The sequence below is a fragment of the Thermococcus sp. PK genome (assembly GCF_000430485.1).
Lineage (GTDB): Archaea > Methanobacteriota_B > Thermococci > Thermococcales > Thermococcaceae > Thermococcus_A > Thermococcus_A bergensis.
The window spans coordinates 163,758-181,524 of sequence record NZ_KE387150.1 but is presented as its reverse complement, the minus strand read 5'-3'; the positions used below and the strand labels follow the sequence as shown (position 1 = coordinate 181,524).

Genomic DNA, 17,767 nt, shown 5'->3' with positions numbered 1-17,767 from the left:
TAACGAGCGGTTTTGTGCCTGAAGTATGATAACATCGGTTTCGCGGGGTTTGATTTTTTGCAGACGAGATGAAGACTTACTTGACCAAAAAGGATAGGTTAACCTGTCTAAATGCTTAAAAATAGTTCTACTTTCATTTAAATGGTGATTGCCGTGAAGGGTGATGGTTTTTGGATTAAGCAGGGCTATTAAAAAGTCCAAAAAGTTCAACAAAAACGCCATCATAGCAGAGATTAAAGTCTATCACCCACAATATGGAGACCTCCTCAGGGGGAGAGATCCCCTGGAGATTCTGAGGACATACGAAAGGGCAGGGGTTGCTGGAATCTCTTACATCACGGACAGGAGATTCTTTAAGGGGGACTTTGGGTTCTTTAAAGAGTTATGCATGGAAAGTGAGCTTCCAGTCCTGAGAAAGGATTTCATAACTGACAGGAAAGAGATAGAGAGAACCGCGGAAGTCGGGGCTTCGGCGATTCTACTCATTACAAGGATTCTCGGGGAAAAGACTGCTGAATTCGTTGATTATGCCTTGGAACATGGACTCGACACACTTGTTGAGGTCCATAGTATCGAAGAGGCGAGGATAGCAAACGAAACCAACACGACTATGATAGGGATAAACAATAGGGATATAGCGATCCTTGAAAGGGATGACGGGAACGTTGAGCTTACGGAGCGGCTGTGCAGACACGTGAGAGGGGACGTTGTGAGAGTCAGCGAGAGCGGAATAAGAAGTATTGATGATCTTAAGCGGGCATTAAAGTGCACAGATGCGGCCTTAATCGGAACAGCCTTCATGATGGCTGAAAACACCGAGGAGTTTGTTAGGGCATTTGTGGAGGCGGGAAGATGATTGAAGAAGTCATTAAAGGCCTTGATTTTGAAAAAGCCTACGAGTTATCCCGAAGCTTACCTGAGCTTGATGAGATACAGATAGCAGCCATACTTGGGGCGATGGAAGGTAAGGGATATGATGCGGAGATTATAGCAGGATTTGCCAAAGGAATTGCAGAGAAATCAAGGATTGACCTTGGCAGAGTTGCTGATACCTGCGGGACCGGTGGCGATGGTTCCGCCACGATAAATGTAAGCACCGCCGTTGCCTTGGCCCTTTCCACAATTCATCCTGTGGCAAAGCATGGTAACAGGGCCATAAGCTCTAATAGCGGTTCTGCAGACGTTCTTGAGGCGATGGGCATCAACATCGAGATGAATGAGAGCGTGGCGAAAAAGATGATTAAAGATGTCGGTTTCGCCTTTCTCTTCGCTCCGCTCTATCACAAAAGCTTTGCGAGGGTTGTTTCTGTTAGAAGGAAGCTCGGAATCAGGACGATATTCAACATCCTCGGACCTTTAACCAATCCTGCAAATCCCAAGGTGCAGATCGTTGGTGTTGCGAATGAGGGCTTGCTTTCAAAGGTTGCAGAGGCCCTTTCACTGCTCAACAGGAGGGCTCTGGTCGTTCACGGAAGCGGTATGGATGAGGTAAGCCCCTCGAATAAAACAACAGCTTTACTGGTAGATAAAGATAGCATTGAAAGGATCATACTGCTGCCAGAAGATTTTGGGGTTAAGAGAACAAAGGTCATCCCATGCTATGGCAAAGAGGAGTCAGCAGAGAGGATCAGGGCAGTTTTCAACGGCAAAGGTTACGAGGAGGACCGAACGTTCATAGGCATCAACTTCGCCGCAGCCCTTTACGCCATTGGCCACGAAGACCTGAAGGAGAACATGGAGATTTTTAAGGAAAAGCTTGAAAGTGGAGCTTTTTCAAAAAAGCTGGAGGAGATTGCATGCAAAAGCACGAGTATGTCAGTCCGGTGAAGCTCTACGCTGTCATCAGGGATGAAAGCTATCCCTTCATCCTTGAATCTGCCGAAAAGGGTGGTAGGGCGAGATACACATACATCTCCTTCAACCCACTTTACACTGTGAAGGTGGGTAGCAGAACAGAGGTGGATGATAGTGTTGTTTCAAAAATCTCTGATCCCTTTGATGCACTTAAGGAAATTCACGTAAAGGGGCTTCTTGTAGGATATATAGCATACGATGCTGCGAAAAACTATATTGGCAAAAAACCAGAAACGCCATCGGTATTTGGTTGCTATGACAGCTACTTTGTCTATGACCACTACCTGAAAAAGCTCTTCAGCGTTAATGTAGATAATGCAGACAGGCTTGTTGAGAGGGCAAAGAGGGTGGAGATTGAGAGAGGAAAGGGAAATTCAAGCATCTTAAAGGCAGGAAGTAAAGAGAAATTTATGAAAATGGTTGAAAAGGGAAAAGAGCAGATTTTTGAGGGTGAGGTCTATCAGATTGTGCTGTCAAGAGAATACGTGATTGAGACGGATCTCAATCCATTTCAGATGTATCTCAATTTAAGAGAGGCCAATCCAAGCCCGTACATGTTCTTGCTTGAATTTGACAGGGCTTTGATAGGTTCAAGCCCTGAAACGATGGGAAGGGTTGAGGGAAGGAACTTCATAATCAACCCTATAGCCGGAACAGCAAAGAGAGAAGAGGGCAGAGAGGCAGAAATAGCAGATAGATTGCTCAACGATGAGAAGGAGAAGGCAGAGCACGTCATGCTCGTTGATTTAGCTAGGAACGATGTAAGGAAGGTCTGCAGATCCGGGAGTGTAAGGGTGTCCAAGTTCATGGATGTCATAAGCTATCCGAGTGTTCTTCACATCGAGAGCGAGGTTGTTGGAGAACTAAGGGCTGGTATAACTCACTTCGATGCAATGAAGGCTGCTTTTCCTGCTGGGACGGTTACGGGAGCACCAAAACTGAGGGCGATAGAGCTTATTGATGAAATTGAAAGAGATAACAGGAGGGTTTATGCCGGGGCGGTGGGATACTTTTCCGAGAACCTCTCTGATCTGGCAATAGCAATAAGAATGATTGAGTTTGATGGCAAAGCACGGGTAAGGGCTGGAGCAGGGATAGTTGCAGACTCGAACCCTGAAAAGGAGTTCTATGAGACCGAAAATAAGATTGCAAGAGTCTTAAAGGCGGTGGGATTATGATTGTGGTTATAGACTGTAAAGATTCCTTCGTTTACAACCTGGTTGAATACATTTCGTTATTTGACAGAGTAAAGGTGGTTGACAGGGATAATGCAAGGGATATTGAAGGACTGGATTTTGATGGTATCGTGATCTCCCCAGGTCCAGGAAAACCCGACAGAAGTCTCGAATTTGTTTTTGATTATAACGTTCCGGTTCTGGGAGTGTGTCTTGGCCATCAGATTATCGCAGAGGTTTTTGGTGGAGAAGTGGGGAAGGTTAAGCCCGCTCACGGAAAGACCTCACTTGTAAAACACGATGGGATGGATATTTTCAGGGGAGTTAGAAATCCAGTTAGGGCTGGTAGATACCATTCCCTTGCCGTATTAAAGCCGCCCGAGGGGTTTGAGGTTAATGCAAGGGCTGAAGATGGGGTGATTATGGGGATAAAGAGGGGGAACATTTTCGGAGTTCAGTTCCACCCAGAGAGCGTTCTTACTGAGGATGGATTGAAAATTATCAGAAATTTCGTGGGGATCTGCCATGATCGTTAAGGTTTGTGGTATAAAAAACCTTGAAGAGCTTGAGATTGTTGAGAGGTATGCCGATGCAACGGGTGTTGTTGTTAAAAGCAACTCGAAGAGATGCGTTGATCTGGACAAAGCAAAGGAGATCATTGATTCATCCACGATCCCGGTTTTTGCCGTCTCAACAGCCAGAAGCTATGAGGAGTGGGAGGAAATAATAGCCAAAACCGAATGTAACATGGTTCAGGTTCATTCAGATATGCCTGTAGAGGAGTTTGAGAAGCTGAAGGATATGGTTAAGGTTATGAAGGCTTTTATTGTTGACAAACCTGCAAATGAGATATCAGGACTGATTGAAATTTACTCTCCCCATCTCATACTGCTCGACTCTGGATGTGGGAGTGGAGAAGTGCATGACTGGAGAATAAGCAGGGAGATAGCAAAAAAGCATGAAGTTTTTCTCGCTGGTGGGCTGAATGTGGAAAATGTTGTAGATGCAATAAACATCGTTAAGCCTGTGGGTGTTGACGTCTCATCCGGGGTTGAGAGAGATGGCTTAAAGGATGAGGAACTTGTTAGAGAATTTGTAAGGAGGGCAAAAAATGAGGTTTGGTGAGTTTGGTGGAAGATTTGTGCCTGAAGTCCTTATTTCACCGCTTGAAGAGCTGGAGAGGGCTTACAGCAAATTTAAGGATGATGAGGAGTTTAAGGAGAGGCTGGATTATTATCTTAAAAATTACGCGGGCAGACCAACACCGCTCTATTATGCTGAAAATCTAACCAAAAAGCTCGGGGGGGCAAGGATATATCTGAAGCGTGAGGACCTGTTGCACGGAGGGGCACACAAGATAAACAACACCATTGGACAGGCTTTGCTTGCAAAATATATGGGGAAAACACGGCTTATTGCAGAAACTGGTGCAGGACAGCATGGAGTTGCTACGGCAATAGCTGGAGCACTCTTCAACATGGAAGTGGATGTTTACATGGGTTCTGAAGACGTGGAGAGGCAGAAAGTGAATGTCTTCCGCATGCAATTGCTTGGGGCAAACGTCATTCCAGTGAAAATCGGTTCAAAAACACTGAAAGATGCGATAAATGAGGCTCTGAGAGACTGGGTTTCGAGCTTTGAATACACCCACTACCTGATTGGTTCAGTTGTGGGCCCACATCCTTATCCAACAATAGTCAGGGACTTCCAGTCCGTTATCGGTAAAGAGGTTAAAAGGCAAATTCTTGAAATCGAAGGAGTTTTGCCAGACGCTATTGTTGCCTGTGTTGGGGGAGGCAGCAATGCTATAGGAATATTCCACCCCTTCATAAAAGACCCTGTGAGACTCATCGGTGTTGAAGCTGCCGGAAAAGGTTTGAGCACCGGTAAGCATTCGGCATCACTCTCCGCCGGAAAGAGGGGTGTTCTTCATGGAATGCTATCCTATTTCTTGCAGGATGAGGACGGGCAGATAGTTACAACCCACAGCATTGCTGCAGGTTTGGATTATTCGGGTGTTGGACCTGAACATGCCTGGCTCAAGGAGAGTGGTAGGGCTGAATACGTGGCTGTGGATGATAAGCAGGCTTTAAGAGCTTTTATCGAACTCTCAAAGACTGAGGGAATCTTACCAGCATTGGAATCCTCTCACGCTTTAGCTCATGCCATGGAACTTGCTAAGGAAATGAGCCGGGACGAGATAATAGTGGTAAATTTATCCGGTAGGGGAGACAAGGATCTTGGGATTGTTATGGAGGTGTTAAGATGATAAAAAAACCTGCCCTGATAACGTTTATAACAGCTGGAGACCCAAATATAACCGCAACTCTCGATTTCATGATCTCACTGTCAAAATATGCGGATGTAATCGAACTTGGCATACCCTTCAGCGATCCGATGGCCGATGGGAGAACGATACAGCTGGCGAATGAAAGGGCACTGAAAAATGGAACAAAAGTCGGGGATGTGTTTAAAACTGTCAAAAAATTCAAGGATCAGTCAGAGACTTCAGTGGTGCTCATGACATACTACAATCCCGTCTACAGGAGAGGTGTTGAGAATTTTGTGAAAGAGGCCAAGGAAGCGGGTGTTGACGGATTGATAGTTGTGGATCTCCCGGTGGAGGAGGCGGGAGAATACTTGAACATCTGCAGGAGATACAAAATGGAGACGATATTTTTAGCTGCTCCAAACACTTCTAAAGATAGGTTAAGGCTAATAGATGAGGCAAGCTCAGCCTTCGTTTATTTGGTCTCTCTCTATGGGACAACTGGAGCAAGGGAGCGAGTTTCGGAGTCTGCTTTCGATCTGATTAGAAGGGCAAAAGAAGTTTGCAATAAGCCTTTGGCTGTGGGTTTTGGTGTTTCAAAACCCGAACACGTTTCAGAATTGATAAACGCCGGGGCTGATGGGGTTGTCGTTGGTAGCGCTCTGGTGAAAATTATAGAAAAGTACGGGGAAGGCGCTACGGAAAAGCTTGAAGAAAAAGTCAAAGAGCTAAAAATGGGAGTGGATGGTCTGTAAACTTAAACTGCCCACGTGAATCACACGTAAAAAGATGCTGTAATTGTTTAAAGTGGCAACATCGGTGCCTGAATTCAAGTAAAGGTTGTCAGAAGTTCAAAAAATTTTTGTAAAACTTTATATTTGATAAAGAAAACCCAAGGAGAGGTGATTCAAATGGGTGATTTACAAACTCTCCAACAGAAGGATAGTTGTTAAATTTGGAGGAAGATCCATTAGAGACTCTTTTAATGAGGCTTTAGAGTTTGTTTTGAGGCTTTATGGAAACAATGAGGTTATGGTTGTGCTTTCAGCACTCGAAGGGGTCACGGACGCTCTTTTGCATCTGGCAAAAAGTAAGGATGATTCGGTGGTTCAGCAGATTACAAAAATGCATTACAACATGTGTGATAAATTTGGAATCGACCATAGTTTACTTGATCCCTTGTTTAGAGAGCTTGCCTTGGTGCTAAAAAGTGAGGAAAGATTTCCGAATAAAAGTGCCTACGTGGATCATGTTCTATCATTTGGGGAAAGACTCTCGGTGATGCTCTTCGCAAGTGCTCTCAGAAATTTTGGAATAGAAGCTGAGGCAATAGATGCTTTCCATGTAGTTAAAACAGATGGAAGCTTTGGGAATGCAAGGGTGGACTTTCCCAAAACGGCGAAAAGAGTAAAGATTCTTGAAAGAATGCTAAATGAAGGAAAAGTTCCAGTGGTTACGGGATTTTTAGGAAGTTATAAAGGGTTCAGGACAACGCTTGGAAGAGGGGGCAGTGATTATACAGCGACTGTGTTGGGGTCGCTTTTAGGATCAAGGGCCGTTTTGATTATGAGCGACGTAAGGGGAATATATTCCGCCGATCCAAAGGTGGTAAGGGACGCTAAGTTAATCCCATTTGTCTCGTATGATGAAGCTTTGATTGCCTCAACGCTTGGAATGAGGGCTTTGCAAAAGAGAGCTATTGGCCCTGTCAGAGACAGGCTACCCGTAATTCTTGGAAAGACCAATGGACATCGCTTAGGAACGCTTATCTCTGATATCAGTGGGGGGGTACCAATACTAGCCCACAAGCCTCTTAACGACAGCTTTGCATGTATAGGGGTTGTAGGCCTGGAAGAAGTGGACTTTAATGCTCCGGTTTACAAGAGAGGCAAAAACTGGGTCTCCTTTCTGGTGAGGAGAGAGGAGCTTGAAGATTCTTTAAATGCTTTACACGAGGTGATTTTCAATGAAGGTTTCAGTTCCAGCAACGATAGCAAACTTTGGACCAGGATTTGATGTCTTTGGTCTTTGCCTAGAAAAGCCGAGGGATTTCATTAGGGTTGAGCTAAGTGAGGAGATTGAAGTAAAAGTTAAGGGTTATAAGGTTCCAGAGGAGCCAAATAAGAACGCTGCCTCTATTTCGGCTTTATCCCTCTTAAGGCAAGTAGGAATTGAAAGCGGCTTTAAGATGAAGCTCAAAAAGGGAATAAGACCAAAAAGTGGGCTTGGAAGTTCGGGAGCCTCTGCTCTAGGGGGAGCTTTAGCGATTGCAAGGCTTTTGGATATAGATAATAAGGAGATTATTTTAAGGGCAGCTTTAGAGGGGGAGAAGGTAGCCTCTGGAACTCCCCATGGAGATAACGTAGTTCCAGCACTGTTTGGAGGATTTGTAATCTTAAAATCCCTATTTCCTCTCGAAGTATTCAAAATAGATGCAAAGCTCGAGTTAGTTGTAGTATTGCCAGAAGTGGAAGTGAGCACTAAAAGGGCGAGAGAAGTTTTACCAAAATACGTCCCATTGAGCGATGCAGTAAGAAATTTAGCCTTAGCAAGTTCCTTGGTTTTAGCTTTAGAAAATGGCGACATAGAAAAAGTTGGAAAATTGTTAGATGATTATTTAGCAATTCCCTATAGGAAACCCCTAATCCCTTGGTTCGACAAGGTTAGGAAAGCAGCATTAGAGAGCGGGGCCTACGGAGTCTCCTTATCCGGATCTGGCCCGGCGATGTTTGCTTTAGGTGAAAACCTTGATGAGATTGGAAAAGCAATTGTAGAGGCCTTTGAAGAGGAGGGAATTAATGCTGAATACTTTATTAGCAAAGTAGGAGGAGGAGCGGAATGATTTTGAGATGTATAGAATGTGGAAAGGAATACGATCCAAAGGAAGTCAGGTATAGGTGTGAATGTGGTGGATTGCTTGAAGTTCTTGTTGATTTGGACAAAGCTGAAAACGTGTTTAACGGTAAAAACATAACTCTTTGGAAATACAAAAGCTTCATCCCGGCTGAAAAACTGGTTTCGCTTAATGAAGGAGGAACACCCATATATCGCTTGGAAAACCTGCAAGAGGAGCTTGGTATGAAGGAGCTCTACGTCAAAAATGAGGGTGCCAACCCGACGGGTTCTTTTAAGGATAGGGGAATGACGGTTGGAGTTAGCAAGGCCTTGGAGCTTGGTATCTCTAAGGTAATCTGTGCCTCCACAGGTAATACCTCAGCTTCTTTAGCAGCATATGGTGCTAAGGCAAACATAAAGGCCTATGTTCTAGTTCCAAGTGGAAAAATTGCGCTAGGAAAGCTTGCACAGGCAATAGTCTACGGTGCAAGGGTAGTTCCGGTTAGGGGGAACTTTGATGATGCGCTGAGGGTTGTGGTGGAGGCAAGTAAGGAACTGGGGCTGTTTCATAGGTAGTGATAAATGGAACTTTTGAATTCTTTTGTTTTCCGTAATTTTTAAATAGTCTCTAATTATACTTCCTTGTGGTGAAGCAGTTCCCAGAATGTGGGGTTTGTCAAGCCCGAATGGGGACTGTCGAGAGCCTTGAAGATGTGGGGAGTCTCCGTTCCCCCCGAAAGCCAGCCAATGAAGACGGGAGGCTGGAAGCCTACCCGTTACGAAATTAACACCCTACACACACTTTACGGGTAGGCAGAACGGTCTACATGCTAAATTCAATAAATCCATTCCGCCTAGAGGGCCAGAAGACCATAGCTTTTGAGATCTTCGATCAGTTGGGGTTTGTTCCGGATAATGTAGTTCTTCCAGTGGGAAACGCTGGCAATATCTCGGCAATCTGGAAGGGATTTAAGGAGCTTTATAATGCTGGCTTTATTGAGAATTTGCCCAGAATGATTGGAATCCAGGCAGAAGGAGCATCACCTTTAGCAAAAGCTTTCAAAGAAGGGAAGCCGTTTGAACCGGTTAGAAATCCCGAGACAGTTGCCACGGCAATAAGGATTGGGAATCCGGCCAACTGGCCCAGGGCTTGGCGGGCTGTTGAAGAATCCAAAGGACTTTTGGAAAGTGTGAGTGATGAGGAGATTCTCAATGCACAAAAACTGCTCGCATCAAAGGAGGGAATTTTTGTCGAACCAGCCTCGGCATCTTCCCTGGCCGGATTGATTAAGCTGAAAGAACTTAGCCGGATTGAGCCGGACGAGAGCTACGTTTTAATTACAACTGGACATGGATTAAAAGACCCAAATGTAATAATAGAAAACTTTAAGCTTCCAGAACCGATAGAACCAAGTTTGGAAGCATTTAGGGAGGTTCTTTAATGGAGGTAGCAATTTTAGGCGCTACAGGCCTAGTTGGACAGAGGTTTGTGAAGCTCTTGGAGGCTCATCCTTGGTTTGAAGTAAAGCGCTTGATAGCCTCGCAAAGGTCAAAGGGGAGGAAATTCAAAGAGATAGTTGAGTGGGAAGTTAGCGAAAAAATCGGAGAAATCAGGGTTGAGGGCTTAGAGGATTTCCTAAAAAATCCAGATGTGGATCTGGTCTTCTCGGCATTGCCCTCTTCAATTGCCGGGGATGTGGAAGAGAAACTAGCTAAAAAAGTGCCTGTCTTCAGCAATGCCTCAGCTCACAGGTATGAAGGAGATGTACCAATCTTGGTTCCTGAAGTTAACGAGAAGCATTTAAGCTTAATCGAAATTCAAAGAGAAAAGCGCAATTGGGAGGGATTTATTGTTACAAACCCAAATTGCTCCACAGCTATACTCGTTCTTTCTCTTAAAGTCATCTTAAAGTTTGGAATAAAGAATGTCAACGTTGTAACAATGCAGGCCATAAGTGGAGCCGGGTTTAGGGGCATTTCAGCTATGCAGATCTTTGATAACGTGATCCCTTACATTGAAAAAGAGGAGTGGAAAATCGAGAATGAATCGAGGAAAATCCTTGGAGAACTTGAGAATGGTAAAATAACCCCCGCTGATTTTGAGATCAGTGCATTCTCTACAAGGATCCCGGTTTTGCATGGTCATACTGAAGCGGTTTTTGTTGAAGTAGCTGAAGACATTGGTGCAGAGGAAGTTAAGAAGGCTTTTGATGTGTTTGACCCATTAAAGAGTCTCGGCCTCCCATCATATGCAAAACCGCTTGTTTACAGAAAAATCCCGCAACCAAGGCTTCATAGGAACTTGGGAAGAGGGATGAGTGTTGTAGTTGGGAGAGTGGAGAAGATAGGAGAAGGAAAGATTAAATATATTACCCTGGGACACAACCTTATTAGGGGTGCTGCTGGAGGCTCTATCCTAAACGCTGAACTTGCATATAGAAAGGGAATCTTGGGGGATTAAAATGGAAGTTAGAACGCACACTGCTTTACATGTTGTTAAAGGAGCCGTGGTAAAGGTTCTTGGGGAGGAGGCCAAATGGACGGCGGCTGTTTATGTTAAGGGAAACCATGGAAGGTTGACAGTCCAGTTCAACAGAAAGCCAACAAAAGAGGAAATCATGGAGATTGAGAGACTTGCCAACGAAAAGATCAAAGAAAATGTTCCGGTGATAGTTTATACTCTACCAAGAGATGAGGCAGAAAGGCGATTTGGGGAAGACATGTACGATCTCTTCCCAATCCCCGAGGAGGTCAAAACTCTGAAAGTTGTGGTTATTGAAAATTGGAATGTAAACGCATGCAACAAGGAGCATACGAACACCACGGGAGAGATAGGAAGGATAAAAATCAGAAAGGTCAGGTTTAGAAAATCAAAGGAACTTCTTGAAATAAGCTTTGACGTTATTTAAGCTGGTGAGAGCATGAAAATAACGGTTATTGGGGCTGGAACAATTGGAAGTGCTGTTGCTAAAGCACTCTCAGAGAAGTATGAAGTGATAGCCACGAGAAGAAAAATTGAGAAAGTTAAATGGCTCGAGAAATATGGTGTTAAGGTAATGAAAGACAACAAAAAAGCTGCGGAGGCTGGGGAGGTAGTAATACTGAGTGTGAAACCAAACAAAATCAAAAAAGTTCTTGGGGGGATCAAAGAGGCAATTGAGGGAAAAATCGTCATCTCGTTTGCTGCAGGTATACCATTAAAGAGCCTAAAAATCTCAGCCAATGCAAAGTTTGTGAGGGCCATGCCGAATATAGCGGTTTTGGTGGGGGAGTCTTTCACTGCCTACGCCACCGATGACTTAAATGAAAGAGAAATAAGGCTTGTTGAGGAGATCTTCCAAACCTTTGGTAGGTGCATTAAAATTGAAGAGGAGCACATGAATGCAATAACGGGACTGAGTGGTTCCGGCCCTGCTTATGTATCGGTCTTTTTGGAATCCCTTATGTACGGTGGGTTAAGAGTGGGATTGCCAAGGGATGTTGCCCTGCTGGCAGCTGCACAAACGCTCTTAGGAACAGCCAAGCTCCTTTTGGAGACTGATCTTCACCCAGCGCAGATTAGGGACATGGTAATAACCCCGGGAGGGACAACAATAGATGGCATTTTTGAACTGGAGGACAGCAGAATAAGAACTGCACTCATGAAAGCAGTAGACGCTGCAACAAAGAAATCGAAGATATTGTCTCTTGAACTGGAATAATGGTTTGCTATTTCTTTATAATATATTATGTATATTACCTGTTTTTGGGTTTCACTGGTTTTGTGAGAAAATAAAATAGCAAGATTCAAAAATCATGAAGCGACTCTCGTAAGTTTATAGGACTATGTGATGCTTTCTGCATCTGGCTTCATAAGCCTCCATTCCACCCACGAGTATTCTTGGTGAGTTTCGTGGCGCAGGCTTCCCGTTTATCAATCTCTGAGTTCTTGTGGCTTCCCTTCCACAGACACTGCATATGGCGGTTAGATACACTATATTGTCGGCCATTGCCAGGAGCTCTTTTGTCACCTCAAAGGCATCACCTTTGAAATCCAAATTGAGCCCAGAAGCAATCACATAAATACCTTCATCTGCCATCTTGTTGAGGGTTTCTACTACTGACATCGGAAAGAACTGTACTTCATCAATGCCTATAACCTCAAACCCTTCCTCCTTAGTTTTCTGATATATCATTTTAACGCCTTCTTCCGTAGTCGGTATAACAAAGGCTTCGTAACTTAGTCCATTATGGGCTACAACCTTGTCCTCGCTGTATCTGTTGTCTATCGATGGCTTGAAAAGAGCCGCTTTTCTCTTTGCAAATATCTGTCTCTCGATCCTCTTAATGAGTTCACTCGTCTTTCCGGCGAACATGGGACCAGTGATAACTTCTAAGAATCCCTCTGGATGCATGAACTTCACCATCCCCAAGTCAGTAAAAGAGAATAAATGGCTTTTGGAGGTAGCGTTCGAATAAGAGACAAAAAGAAGAGAGAAAATCCGTCAAACTGGGGTCACATGCCCCCACTTTTCGAGGGCCCTTGCCAGCTCTTTATGGGTCTTGGCGTACTCATCTAGTGATATTCCTTGCATAATGGCATCCAAGGCCTGTCTAACTGCCTTAGCTCCAGCAGCAGGTCCATCTGGGTGTCCCAGTGTCCCTCCTCCCAATTGGAGAACTATATCTGTTCCGAGGGCATCTATAACTGCAGGTAAGTTTCCGGGGTGAAGCCCTCCAGAGCTTGTGGGGAATGCTGGCTTGATGTGATAGAACTTTTGCTCTAGGTGGAAAGCATCGTTTTCATCTGGTTTATAGTGTTTCTCTCTCAAGATTCTTGCATTTTGGATAACATCCCACTTTCCGCCTTCAAGCTTTCCGGCTCCCGCAGTTCCAACGTGAAGTTGGTCAAGCCCTATGATTCTGTAAAGCTTTGCAAGGACAAACATTGAGATTCCATGGTAGGGATTCCTTGTGAAGGTAGCGTGCATGGCCCTGTGGGCATGTAAAGCGATGTCGTAATCCTCTGCTAGATCCCGTATGTACTCCAAGCTGGCCCACCCAACTATTACAACGTCCACCATGGCGTGGGGAAGGCCGTATTCAGCTAGGACTTCAAGTCTGTTCTCCATCTCTCTAATATCTGCTGTTATATTGGCGAACCATGTCTTTTTCTCTCCAGTTTCTGCCTCTACTTTGTCTATGACTCTTGCCATCACCTCTGCTCTCTCTTCAAAACGATTGTACCAGGGGCCTGTTAGATTTTCATCATCTTTCATGTAATCTGCTCCGGCCGATAGGAGCTCATAGGAGAGCTTCTCTAGCTCTTCGGGAGAATAGCCAACTTTGGGTTTAGGAACCACACCATAAATAGGCCTCTTATGAATTTCTAGAATCTCTCTTACCCCTTTGATCCCCTTATTGGGTCCGCTGAAGTCTCTAAGCACTATTTCAGGTAGGTAAAGGTCTTCAAGTCTTAGTCCCTTTACTCTTTTCATCCCAAATACGTTGCCTGCTATTGATGCTAGCAGGCCGGGGAGGTTCCATTCTTCGAAGGCGTGAACTGGATAAGCGATTTTCACTATCCAGCTTCCATCCCCCATGTCATGGAACTCATATGCCTTTGCTGAAAGGTCGCTCCACCTTTCCTTTTCATACCACCCATAGAGGGTTGTCCATGTTCCTGTGGAGCTTTCTGCTGCCACTGCGCCGGCAGCCTGCTCTATAGTATACCCCTCAGTGGGGGTTACTCTAAAAACAGCCACAATATCCCTCTTGAGATTGGGCTCATAACCTTTATCGACATAGTAGTCGTATATCTTATCAAACTTCTCTGGCATTTTTACCACCTCATTCTTTATAGAATAGAATTTACAGAGGATAATATATAACTATTGCGGGACACATATGTGGAACGAGAAAAATTGTGACAATGGCTGTTTCGGCTTGTGATTTTCTTTTGCTAAACTCTCATATGCTTTCCAATATTTTTCAAGAACCTATGCTATAGATGATGCTAAATATAAAACTAAAACATGATGAATATAAAATAAATCAGCAACTGTGGGGATTCCTTTATTTTTGAACTATAGGGAGCAAACCCTATAAAATTTCTCACTCTCTTTGGCAACTGGTGAGATGTTGTAACTATCCCCAAATGTATGGTGACTATCCGAGTATTTGCCTAAAAGGGCCCCTTTTCCGAAAGGTTTATATATAACTTCTTTCATAAAATAAAATGCAAATACCAATTTACACAACTTTAGGAGGTGTTGGGTATGGCTGAGTTGCCAATTGCCCCAATTGATAGGTTGATTAGAAAGGCTGGTGCACCAAGAGTTAGTGAAGAGGCTGCAAAGGTTATGGCCGAGCACCTTGAGGAGAAGGCCTTGGAAATCGCTAAGAAGGCCGTTGACCTTGCAAAGCACGCTGGCAGAAAGACCGTCAAGGCAGATGACATTAAACTAGCTATCAAGGCTTGATGGCCTTTCTTTCTTTTGTCTTTTATAGTTTGAGATAAATATTTTAAACCTCTTTCTGAGTTTTTACCATGCATGAGATAGCCATTAGAATGACACGCCGCAATCACAATGCTTTTGTACATCTCTTAGGGGCTTTGGAGAGCCAGGGTTTTGACATTGGTGAGCTCTTAATAACTAAAGATCTCCATGAAATTTTAAAGACAAAGCCCAAATTAGTCCTCTATTCTTTCTTTACTGAGGAGATATGGAATGTTCAGGAAGAAGTTAAGCTCCTAAAAGAAAAAACCAATGCTCTCTTAGTTGCTGGAGGCTATCATGCAACCGCAATGCCAAGGCATACGTTGAGAATGGGATTTGATATAGCTGTTGTGGGGGAAGGAGAGGAGGTTATATTTCAGCTCTTATCTGCTCTCAAAAGAAACAATTTTAGGATAACAAAAGAACTCGCGGAAATTAAGGGGCTTGCCTTCTACCTCAACGGCGAGTTCGTCTTTACTGGCTTCGCAAAGGTTGAAGACTTCACAAGGTTCCCTCCATTTGCCGAAAGTTCCCATTTTATAGCTCCAATAGAGATAAGTCGGGGCTGCCCCTTTGGCTGCTACTACTGCCAGACCCCCTATGCAAAGGGCTTCCGCATGAGGCACAGGCCAATTGACCAGATTGTGAAATACTCAAGAAAGATGAAGGACATGCGCTATATAACCCCCAATGCCTTCGCTTATGGAAGTCCGGGGGCGGTGTTAAGGTTAGACAAGCTTGAAGCCCTTTTAAAAGCTCTCCAGCCCCTTAGAAAAGAGGGAAGAAGGCTCTTCTACGGGACTTTTCCAAGCGAGGTGAGGCCGGAGTTTGTTAAGCCTGAGACTCTCGAACTTCTCTTAAAATATGCGGACAACAGAAGACTGGCAATAGGTGCCCAAAGCGGCGATGATGGGATGCTTAAGGCCATGCACCGCCTCCATACAACGGAGCACGTGAGACAGGCGGTTGAATACATGCTCGAATACGGCATAGAGCCGGTTGTTGATTTTATAGTTGGCCTCCCAAATGAAACTGAGGAAAGCCAGAGAAAGAGTATTGAGTTCATGGAATGGATAATGAGAAAGGGTGGAAAGGTCAGGGCTCATTATTTCATGCCTTTGCCCGGAACCCCGTGGGCAAGGTGCAGGCCTTCGCCCCTCAGTGAGGAGATGAAAAAGTTCCTTGGAAGGATGGCGGCTAAGGGCTACATTGAGGGTTCTTGGGGAGTTCAAATAGAGCTCTCAAAGAGGCTACAAAGGCTTATAGAAGAGTTCTACGAGGAGAGTCCGAGCTATTTTGGAAGGGTTAAGGAAGTCTGCTGAGAAAAGGATTTAATCTTTGGTGTGTAGTAGATAACATGCTGATAGCTCTCGTGAGTGATATCCACTCAAACCTCGAAGCCTTAAAGGCTGTGTGGAGAGAGGTGAAAAAGGCAGATGTTATATTCTGTATGGGCGACCTTGTTGGTTACGGGGCAAATCCCAATGAAGTTGTGGAATTCTTCAAGGGGCAAATGGAGAAGAGGGAAATTCTTTGCGTGAGAGGAAATCACGACAATGCAGTTGCCTTTGGCATAAGTTGGGGCTTTAATCCCTACGCAAGGGAGGCAATAAGATGGCACGAAAGAGTGATGACAGTTGAAAATTTAGAGTTTATTCGAAAACTTCCTGTGAGGCAGTTATATAGAGTTGAAGATGAAAGCTTTCTCATAATACATGGCTCTCCAAGGGCTCCGCTGGATGAGTATGTGTTTCCATGGCTACCCGATAGCGAATTCGTAGAGATTTTAAAATATTTCAAAGAGAAAAACCTTATTCTTGGCCATACCCACATGCAGATGCTCAAAAAGATAGGGGGAAGGAGAATAATTAATCCCGGTGGAGTGGGCCAACCAAGAGACGGTGACTGGAGAGCGGCCTATGCTTTCATAGACACTGAAACCAATGAGGTTATCTTTGAGAGAGTAGAGTATGATGTTGATGTTGCAGCCAAGAAAATAATTGAGGCTGGCTTACCCAAGTTTCTAGCGTACAGACTTTATGAAGGATATTGAAGATTTTTCGGTACTCGTTTTTAGGGGTTTGTTTTTGTGTTTCTCTTTTTTAAAGCCTTTTATTGAATTTTAAAGCTTTTTAATCGTTTTGGAAGTCTTTAATAACCAAAAGTTACTATCAAACAAAAAGTTATGAAAATTTAGAATTTTTGTAACGAAATTTTTTCGAAATTTCAAACGGAGCGCTTTGAAAGCTTTTTACATACTCCCTCCTCGTGGAAATTGAACTTTTCCGCTTTTAAAGTTTTTTAGAGGAATTAAATCAAATTTAGAGTCTTAACTTCACTCCGGAAGTCCCATGAACAAAAATGTGCATTAAAAATTTCGAGAGTTTTGAAACCCTTATTAACGTTTAACACTCTCAAAAAAGCTTGAATTAAAGGCCTTTGAAAGCTTTGTTATTGACCCTTCAAAGGGGCGTGTTTAGTTTCACCCCCTGTTATTTAAACAGTATTTGACTCTGAGGAGGATTTTCAGACCATAACACATTACCCCAAGCAGGATTCGGGTTACAGTAGTCTTTTTCAGAAAACAGGGGATCCTACTGCCAAACCACGTTGTAAACGCACCCCAGAACCCCTCATGAGGATTCCTATGCCTGTACTCTTCTTCAGAAAACACTCTGTCTCTCTTCTTACTACCAAAACCACCTGGAGCGTTCTTAGTTTCTTAACAATCGGCCGATAACCCTTTTCCACCACAGTGTTCAGAACTTTCTTTGAATCATAAGCCCCATCAGCATAAAATTCCCAGAACCCCCGGCAGGAGTTCAATCAGCTCGTTCTCAGAAGTTGTGATCTTCACAGCAACCGGATACAGTAAACCCGGCAGGATTCTCGTTATTGCCTGAACTTCTATCCTACCCTTTTTTATTTGTAATAATGGTTGAGTCTGCTTGAGTGCTGGCGTAGGGTAATTTCTGGAGTTTTTCAGGAGGTGGTTTGTCAGTTCTTCGAGGTTCAGCTTTTCTCCCAGTTGTGGAGGGTTGAGTAGTGAATGTTTGCTCCGAAGAATTTCTGCCGTAGTGCTGGGCGTCTCTGAGGGGTAGGTTGTAGTATTGTTTAAAGAGGAGTATTGCCAGTATTGTTTTTACTGGAAATTT

At 44.1% G+C, this 17,767-nt stretch carries 20 protein-coding genes and 2 pseudogenes; 17 read left to right on the top strand and 5 right to left on the bottom strand.

The window, feature by feature from the left end:
- Positions 1 to 160: 160 nt before the first annotated feature.
- From trpC to proC, 14 genes and pseudogenes are all read left to right on the top strand, one after another.
- Positions 161 to 856: an indole-3-glycerol phosphate synthase TrpC gene (trpC, locus tag THEPK_RS09045; protein WP_042701157.1), complete on the top strand. Its 696-nt coding sequence runs from the start codon at positions 161 to 163 to the stop codon at positions 854 to 856.
- A complete protein-coding gene (trpD, locus tag THEPK_RS09040) occupies positions 853 to 1,827 on the top strand; it encodes an anthranilate phosphoribosyltransferase (RefSeq protein ID WP_042701155.1) in 975 nt (324 codons plus the stop codon). Before trpC ends, trpD begins: the two co-directional genes overlap by 4 nt.
- The gene (locus THEPK_RS09035) at positions 1,797 to 3,032 is read left to right on the top strand and encodes an anthranilate synthase component I (RefSeq protein WP_042701153.1); all 1,236 of its coding nucleotides are present in this window, start codon (positions 1,797 to 1,799) and stop codon (positions 3,030 to 3,032) included. The genes trpD and THEPK_RS09035 overlap by 31 nt, the downstream gene beginning before the upstream one ends.
- Positions 3,029 to 3,565, top strand: a complete 537-nt coding sequence (locus THEPK_RS09030; protein ID WP_042701151.1) for an anthranilate synthase component II — start codon at positions 3,029 to 3,031, stop codon at positions 3,563 to 3,565. The genes THEPK_RS09035 and THEPK_RS09030 overlap by 4 nt, the downstream gene beginning before the upstream one ends.
- The gene (locus tag THEPK_RS09025) at positions 3,555 to 4,154 is read left to right on the top strand and encodes a phosphoribosylanthranilate isomerase (protein ID WP_042701150.1); all 600 of its coding nucleotides are present in this window, start codon (positions 3,555 to 3,557) and stop codon (positions 4,152 to 4,154) included. Before THEPK_RS09030 ends, THEPK_RS09025 begins: the two co-directional genes overlap by 11 nt.
- Positions 4,141 to 5,298 (top strand): tryptophan synthase subunit beta, encoded by a 1,158-nt coding sequence (gene trpB / locus THEPK_RS09020; RefSeq protein ID WP_042701149.1) that lies wholly within the window; start codon positions 4,141 to 4,143, stop codon positions 5,296 to 5,298. Before THEPK_RS09025 ends, trpB begins: the two co-directional genes overlap by 14 nt.
- Positions 5,295 to 6,053 (top strand): tryptophan synthase subunit alpha, encoded by a 759-nt coding sequence (gene trpA / locus THEPK_RS09015; protein ID WP_042701146.1) that lies wholly within the window; start codon positions 5,295 to 5,297, stop codon positions 6,051 to 6,053. Before trpB ends, trpA begins: the two co-directional genes overlap by 4 nt.
- A gap of 160 nt (positions 6,054 to 6,213) precedes the next feature.
- Positions 6,214 to 7,314 (top strand): aspartate kinase, encoded by a 1,101-nt coding sequence (locus THEPK_RS09010; RefSeq protein ID WP_042701145.1) that lies wholly within the window; start codon positions 6,214 to 6,216, stop codon positions 7,312 to 7,314.
- The gene (locus THEPK_RS09005) at positions 7,265 to 8,140 is read left to right on the top strand and encodes a homoserine kinase (protein ID WP_042701143.1); all 876 of its coding nucleotides are present in this window, start codon (positions 7,265 to 7,267) and stop codon (positions 8,138 to 8,140) included. Before THEPK_RS09010 ends, THEPK_RS09005 begins: the two co-directional genes overlap by 50 nt.
- Positions 8,137 to 8,694 (top strand): annotated as a pseudogene (locus THEPK_RS09000) (threonine synthase); the annotation flags it as partial. The gene THEPK_RS09005 and the pseudogene THEPK_RS09000, both read left to right, overlap by 4 nt.
- A gap of 260 nt (positions 8,695 to 8,954) precedes the next feature.
- A pseudogene (gene thrC / locus THEPK_RS08995) lies at positions 8,955 to 9,575 on the top strand (threonine synthase); the annotation flags it as partial.
- Positions 9,575 to 10,594: an aspartate-semialdehyde dehydrogenase gene (gene asd / locus THEPK_RS08990; protein ID WP_042701141.1), complete on the top strand. Its 1,020-nt coding sequence runs from the start codon at positions 9,575 to 9,577 to the stop codon at positions 10,592 to 10,594. The pseudogene thrC and the gene asd, both read left to right, overlap by 1 nt.
- A gap of 1 nt (position 10,595) precedes the next feature.
- A complete protein-coding gene (locus THEPK_RS08985; RefSeq protein ID WP_042701139.1) occupies positions 10,596 to 11,042 on the top strand; it encodes an alanyl-tRNA editing protein in 447 nt (148 codons plus the stop codon).
- Between the two features lie 12 nt (positions 11,043 to 11,054).
- Positions 11,055 to 11,834, top strand: a complete 780-nt coding sequence (proC, locus tag THEPK_RS08980; RefSeq protein ID WP_042701137.1) for a pyrroline-5-carboxylate reductase — start codon at positions 11,055 to 11,057, stop codon at positions 11,832 to 11,834.
- Positions 11,835 to 11,948: 114 nt separating this feature from the next.
- Here proC and THEPK_RS08975 read toward each other — a convergent pair whose 3' ends face one another.
- From THEPK_RS08975 to THEPK_RS13615, 3 genes are all read right to left on the bottom strand, one after another.
- A complete protein-coding gene (locus THEPK_RS08975) occupies positions 11,949 to 12,527 on the bottom strand; it encodes a thymidine kinase (protein ID WP_042701135.1) in 579 nt (192 codons plus the stop codon).
- Between the two features lie 90 nt (positions 12,528 to 12,617).
- Positions 12,618 to 13,952 (bottom strand): type III ribulose-bisphosphate carboxylase, encoded by a 1,335-nt coding sequence (gene rbcL / locus THEPK_RS08970; RefSeq protein ID WP_042701133.1) that lies wholly within the window; start codon positions 13,950 to 13,952, stop codon positions 12,618 to 12,620.
- A gap of 246 nt (positions 13,953 to 14,198) precedes the next feature.
- Complete coding sequence (locus THEPK_RS13615; protein WP_232194570.1) at positions 14,199 to 14,342, bottom strand: hypothetical protein; 144 nt, start codon at positions 14,340 to 14,342, stop codon at positions 14,199 to 14,201.
- Positions 14,343 to 14,390: 48 nt separating this feature from the next.
- On the opposite strand from THEPK_RS13615, the gene hpkB reads away from it, so the two are divergent.
- The 3 genes from hpkB (at position 14,391) to THEPK_RS08955 (ending at position 16,665) form a co-directional block, all read left to right on the top strand.
- Positions 14,391 to 14,594, top strand: coding sequence for an archaeal histone HpkB (gene hpkB, locus THEPK_RS08965; protein WP_042701131.1), 204 nt, complete (start codon positions 14,391 to 14,393; stop codon positions 14,592 to 14,594).
- 68 nt (positions 14,595 to 14,662) lie between these two features.
- Positions 14,663 to 15,934, top strand: a complete 1,272-nt coding sequence (locus THEPK_RS08960) for a TIGR04013 family B12-binding domain/radical SAM domain-containing protein (protein WP_042701129.1) — start codon at positions 14,663 to 14,665, stop codon at positions 15,932 to 15,934.
- Between the two features lie 35 nt (positions 15,935 to 15,969).
- Positions 15,970 to 16,665, top strand: a complete 696-nt coding sequence (locus THEPK_RS08955) for a metallophosphoesterase family protein (RefSeq protein WP_042701127.1) — start codon at positions 15,970 to 15,972, stop codon at positions 16,663 to 16,665.
- A gap of 429 nt (positions 16,666 to 17,094) precedes the next feature.
- Here the strand turns inward: THEPK_RS08955 and THEPK_RS13145 are convergent, their stop codons facing one another.
- Together THEPK_RS13145 and THEPK_RS13440 are read right to left on the bottom strand one after the other, a co-directional pair.
- Positions 17,095 to 17,286 (bottom strand): hypothetical protein, encoded by a 192-nt coding sequence (locus THEPK_RS13145; RefSeq protein WP_156882176.1) that lies wholly within the window; start codon positions 17,284 to 17,286, stop codon positions 17,095 to 17,097.
- Positions 17,287 to 17,524: 238 nt separating this feature from the next.
- The coding region (locus THEPK_RS13440; protein WP_042701125.1) for a hypothetical protein at positions 17,525 to 17,767 on the bottom strand (243 nt) is incomplete at its 5' end.

Coding starts and splice junctions, on each gene's coding strand:
- THEPK_RS08975 (WP_042701135.1), bottom strand. CDS start 12,527: ATGCATCCAGAGGGATTCTTAGAAGTTATCACTGGTCCCATGTTCGCC.
- THEPK_RS09025 (WP_042701150.1), top strand. CDS start 3,555: ATGATCGTTAAGGTTTGTGGTATAAAAAACCTTGAAGAGCTTGAGATT.
- trpA (WP_042701146.1), top strand. CDS start 5,295: ATGATAAAAAAACCTGCCCTGATAACGTTTATAACAGCTGGAGACCCA.
- THEPK_RS08960 (WP_042701129.1), top strand. CDS start 14,663: ATGCATGAGATAGCCATTAGAATGACACGCCGCAATCACAATGCTTTT.
- THEPK_RS08955 (WP_042701127.1), top strand. CDS start 15,970: ATGCTGATAGCTCTCGTGAGTGATATCCACTCAAACCTCGAAGCCTTA.
- trpD (WP_042701155.1), top strand. CDS start 853: ATGATTGAAGAAGTCATTAAAGGCCTTGATTTTGAAAAAGCCTACGAG.
- trpB (WP_042701149.1), top strand. CDS start 4,141: ATGAGGTTTGGTGAGTTTGGTGGAAGATTTGTGCCTGAAGTCCTTATT.
- THEPK_RS09005 (WP_042701143.1), top strand. CDS start 7,265: ATGAAGGTTTCAGTTCCAGCAACGATAGCAAACTTTGGACCAGGATTT.
- THEPK_RS13615 (WP_232194570.1), bottom strand. CDS start 14,342: ATGAAAGAAGTTATATATAAACCTTTCGGAAAAGGGGCCCTTTTAGGC.
- THEPK_RS09035 (WP_042701153.1), top strand. CDS start 1,797: ATGCAAAAGCACGAGTATGTCAGTCCGGTGAAGCTCTACGCTGTCATC.
- THEPK_RS09030 (WP_042701151.1), top strand. CDS start 3,029: ATGATTGTGGTTATAGACTGTAAAGATTCCTTCGTTTACAACCTGGTT.
- hpkB (WP_042701131.1), top strand. CDS start 14,391: ATGGCTGAGTTGCCAATTGCCCCAATTGATAGGTTGATTAGAAAGGCT.
- proC (WP_042701137.1), top strand. CDS start 11,055: ATGAAAATAACGGTTATTGGGGCTGGAACAATTGGAAGTGCTGTTGCT.
- asd (WP_042701141.1), top strand. CDS start 9,575: ATGGAGGTAGCAATTTTAGGCGCTACAGGCCTAGTTGGACAGAGGTTT.
- rbcL (WP_042701133.1), bottom strand. CDS start 13,952: ATGCCAGAGAAGTTTGATAAGATATACGACTACTATGTCGATAAAGGT.
- THEPK_RS08985 (WP_042701139.1), top strand. CDS start 10,596: ATGGAAGTTAGAACGCACACTGCTTTACATGTTGTTAAAGGAGCCGTG.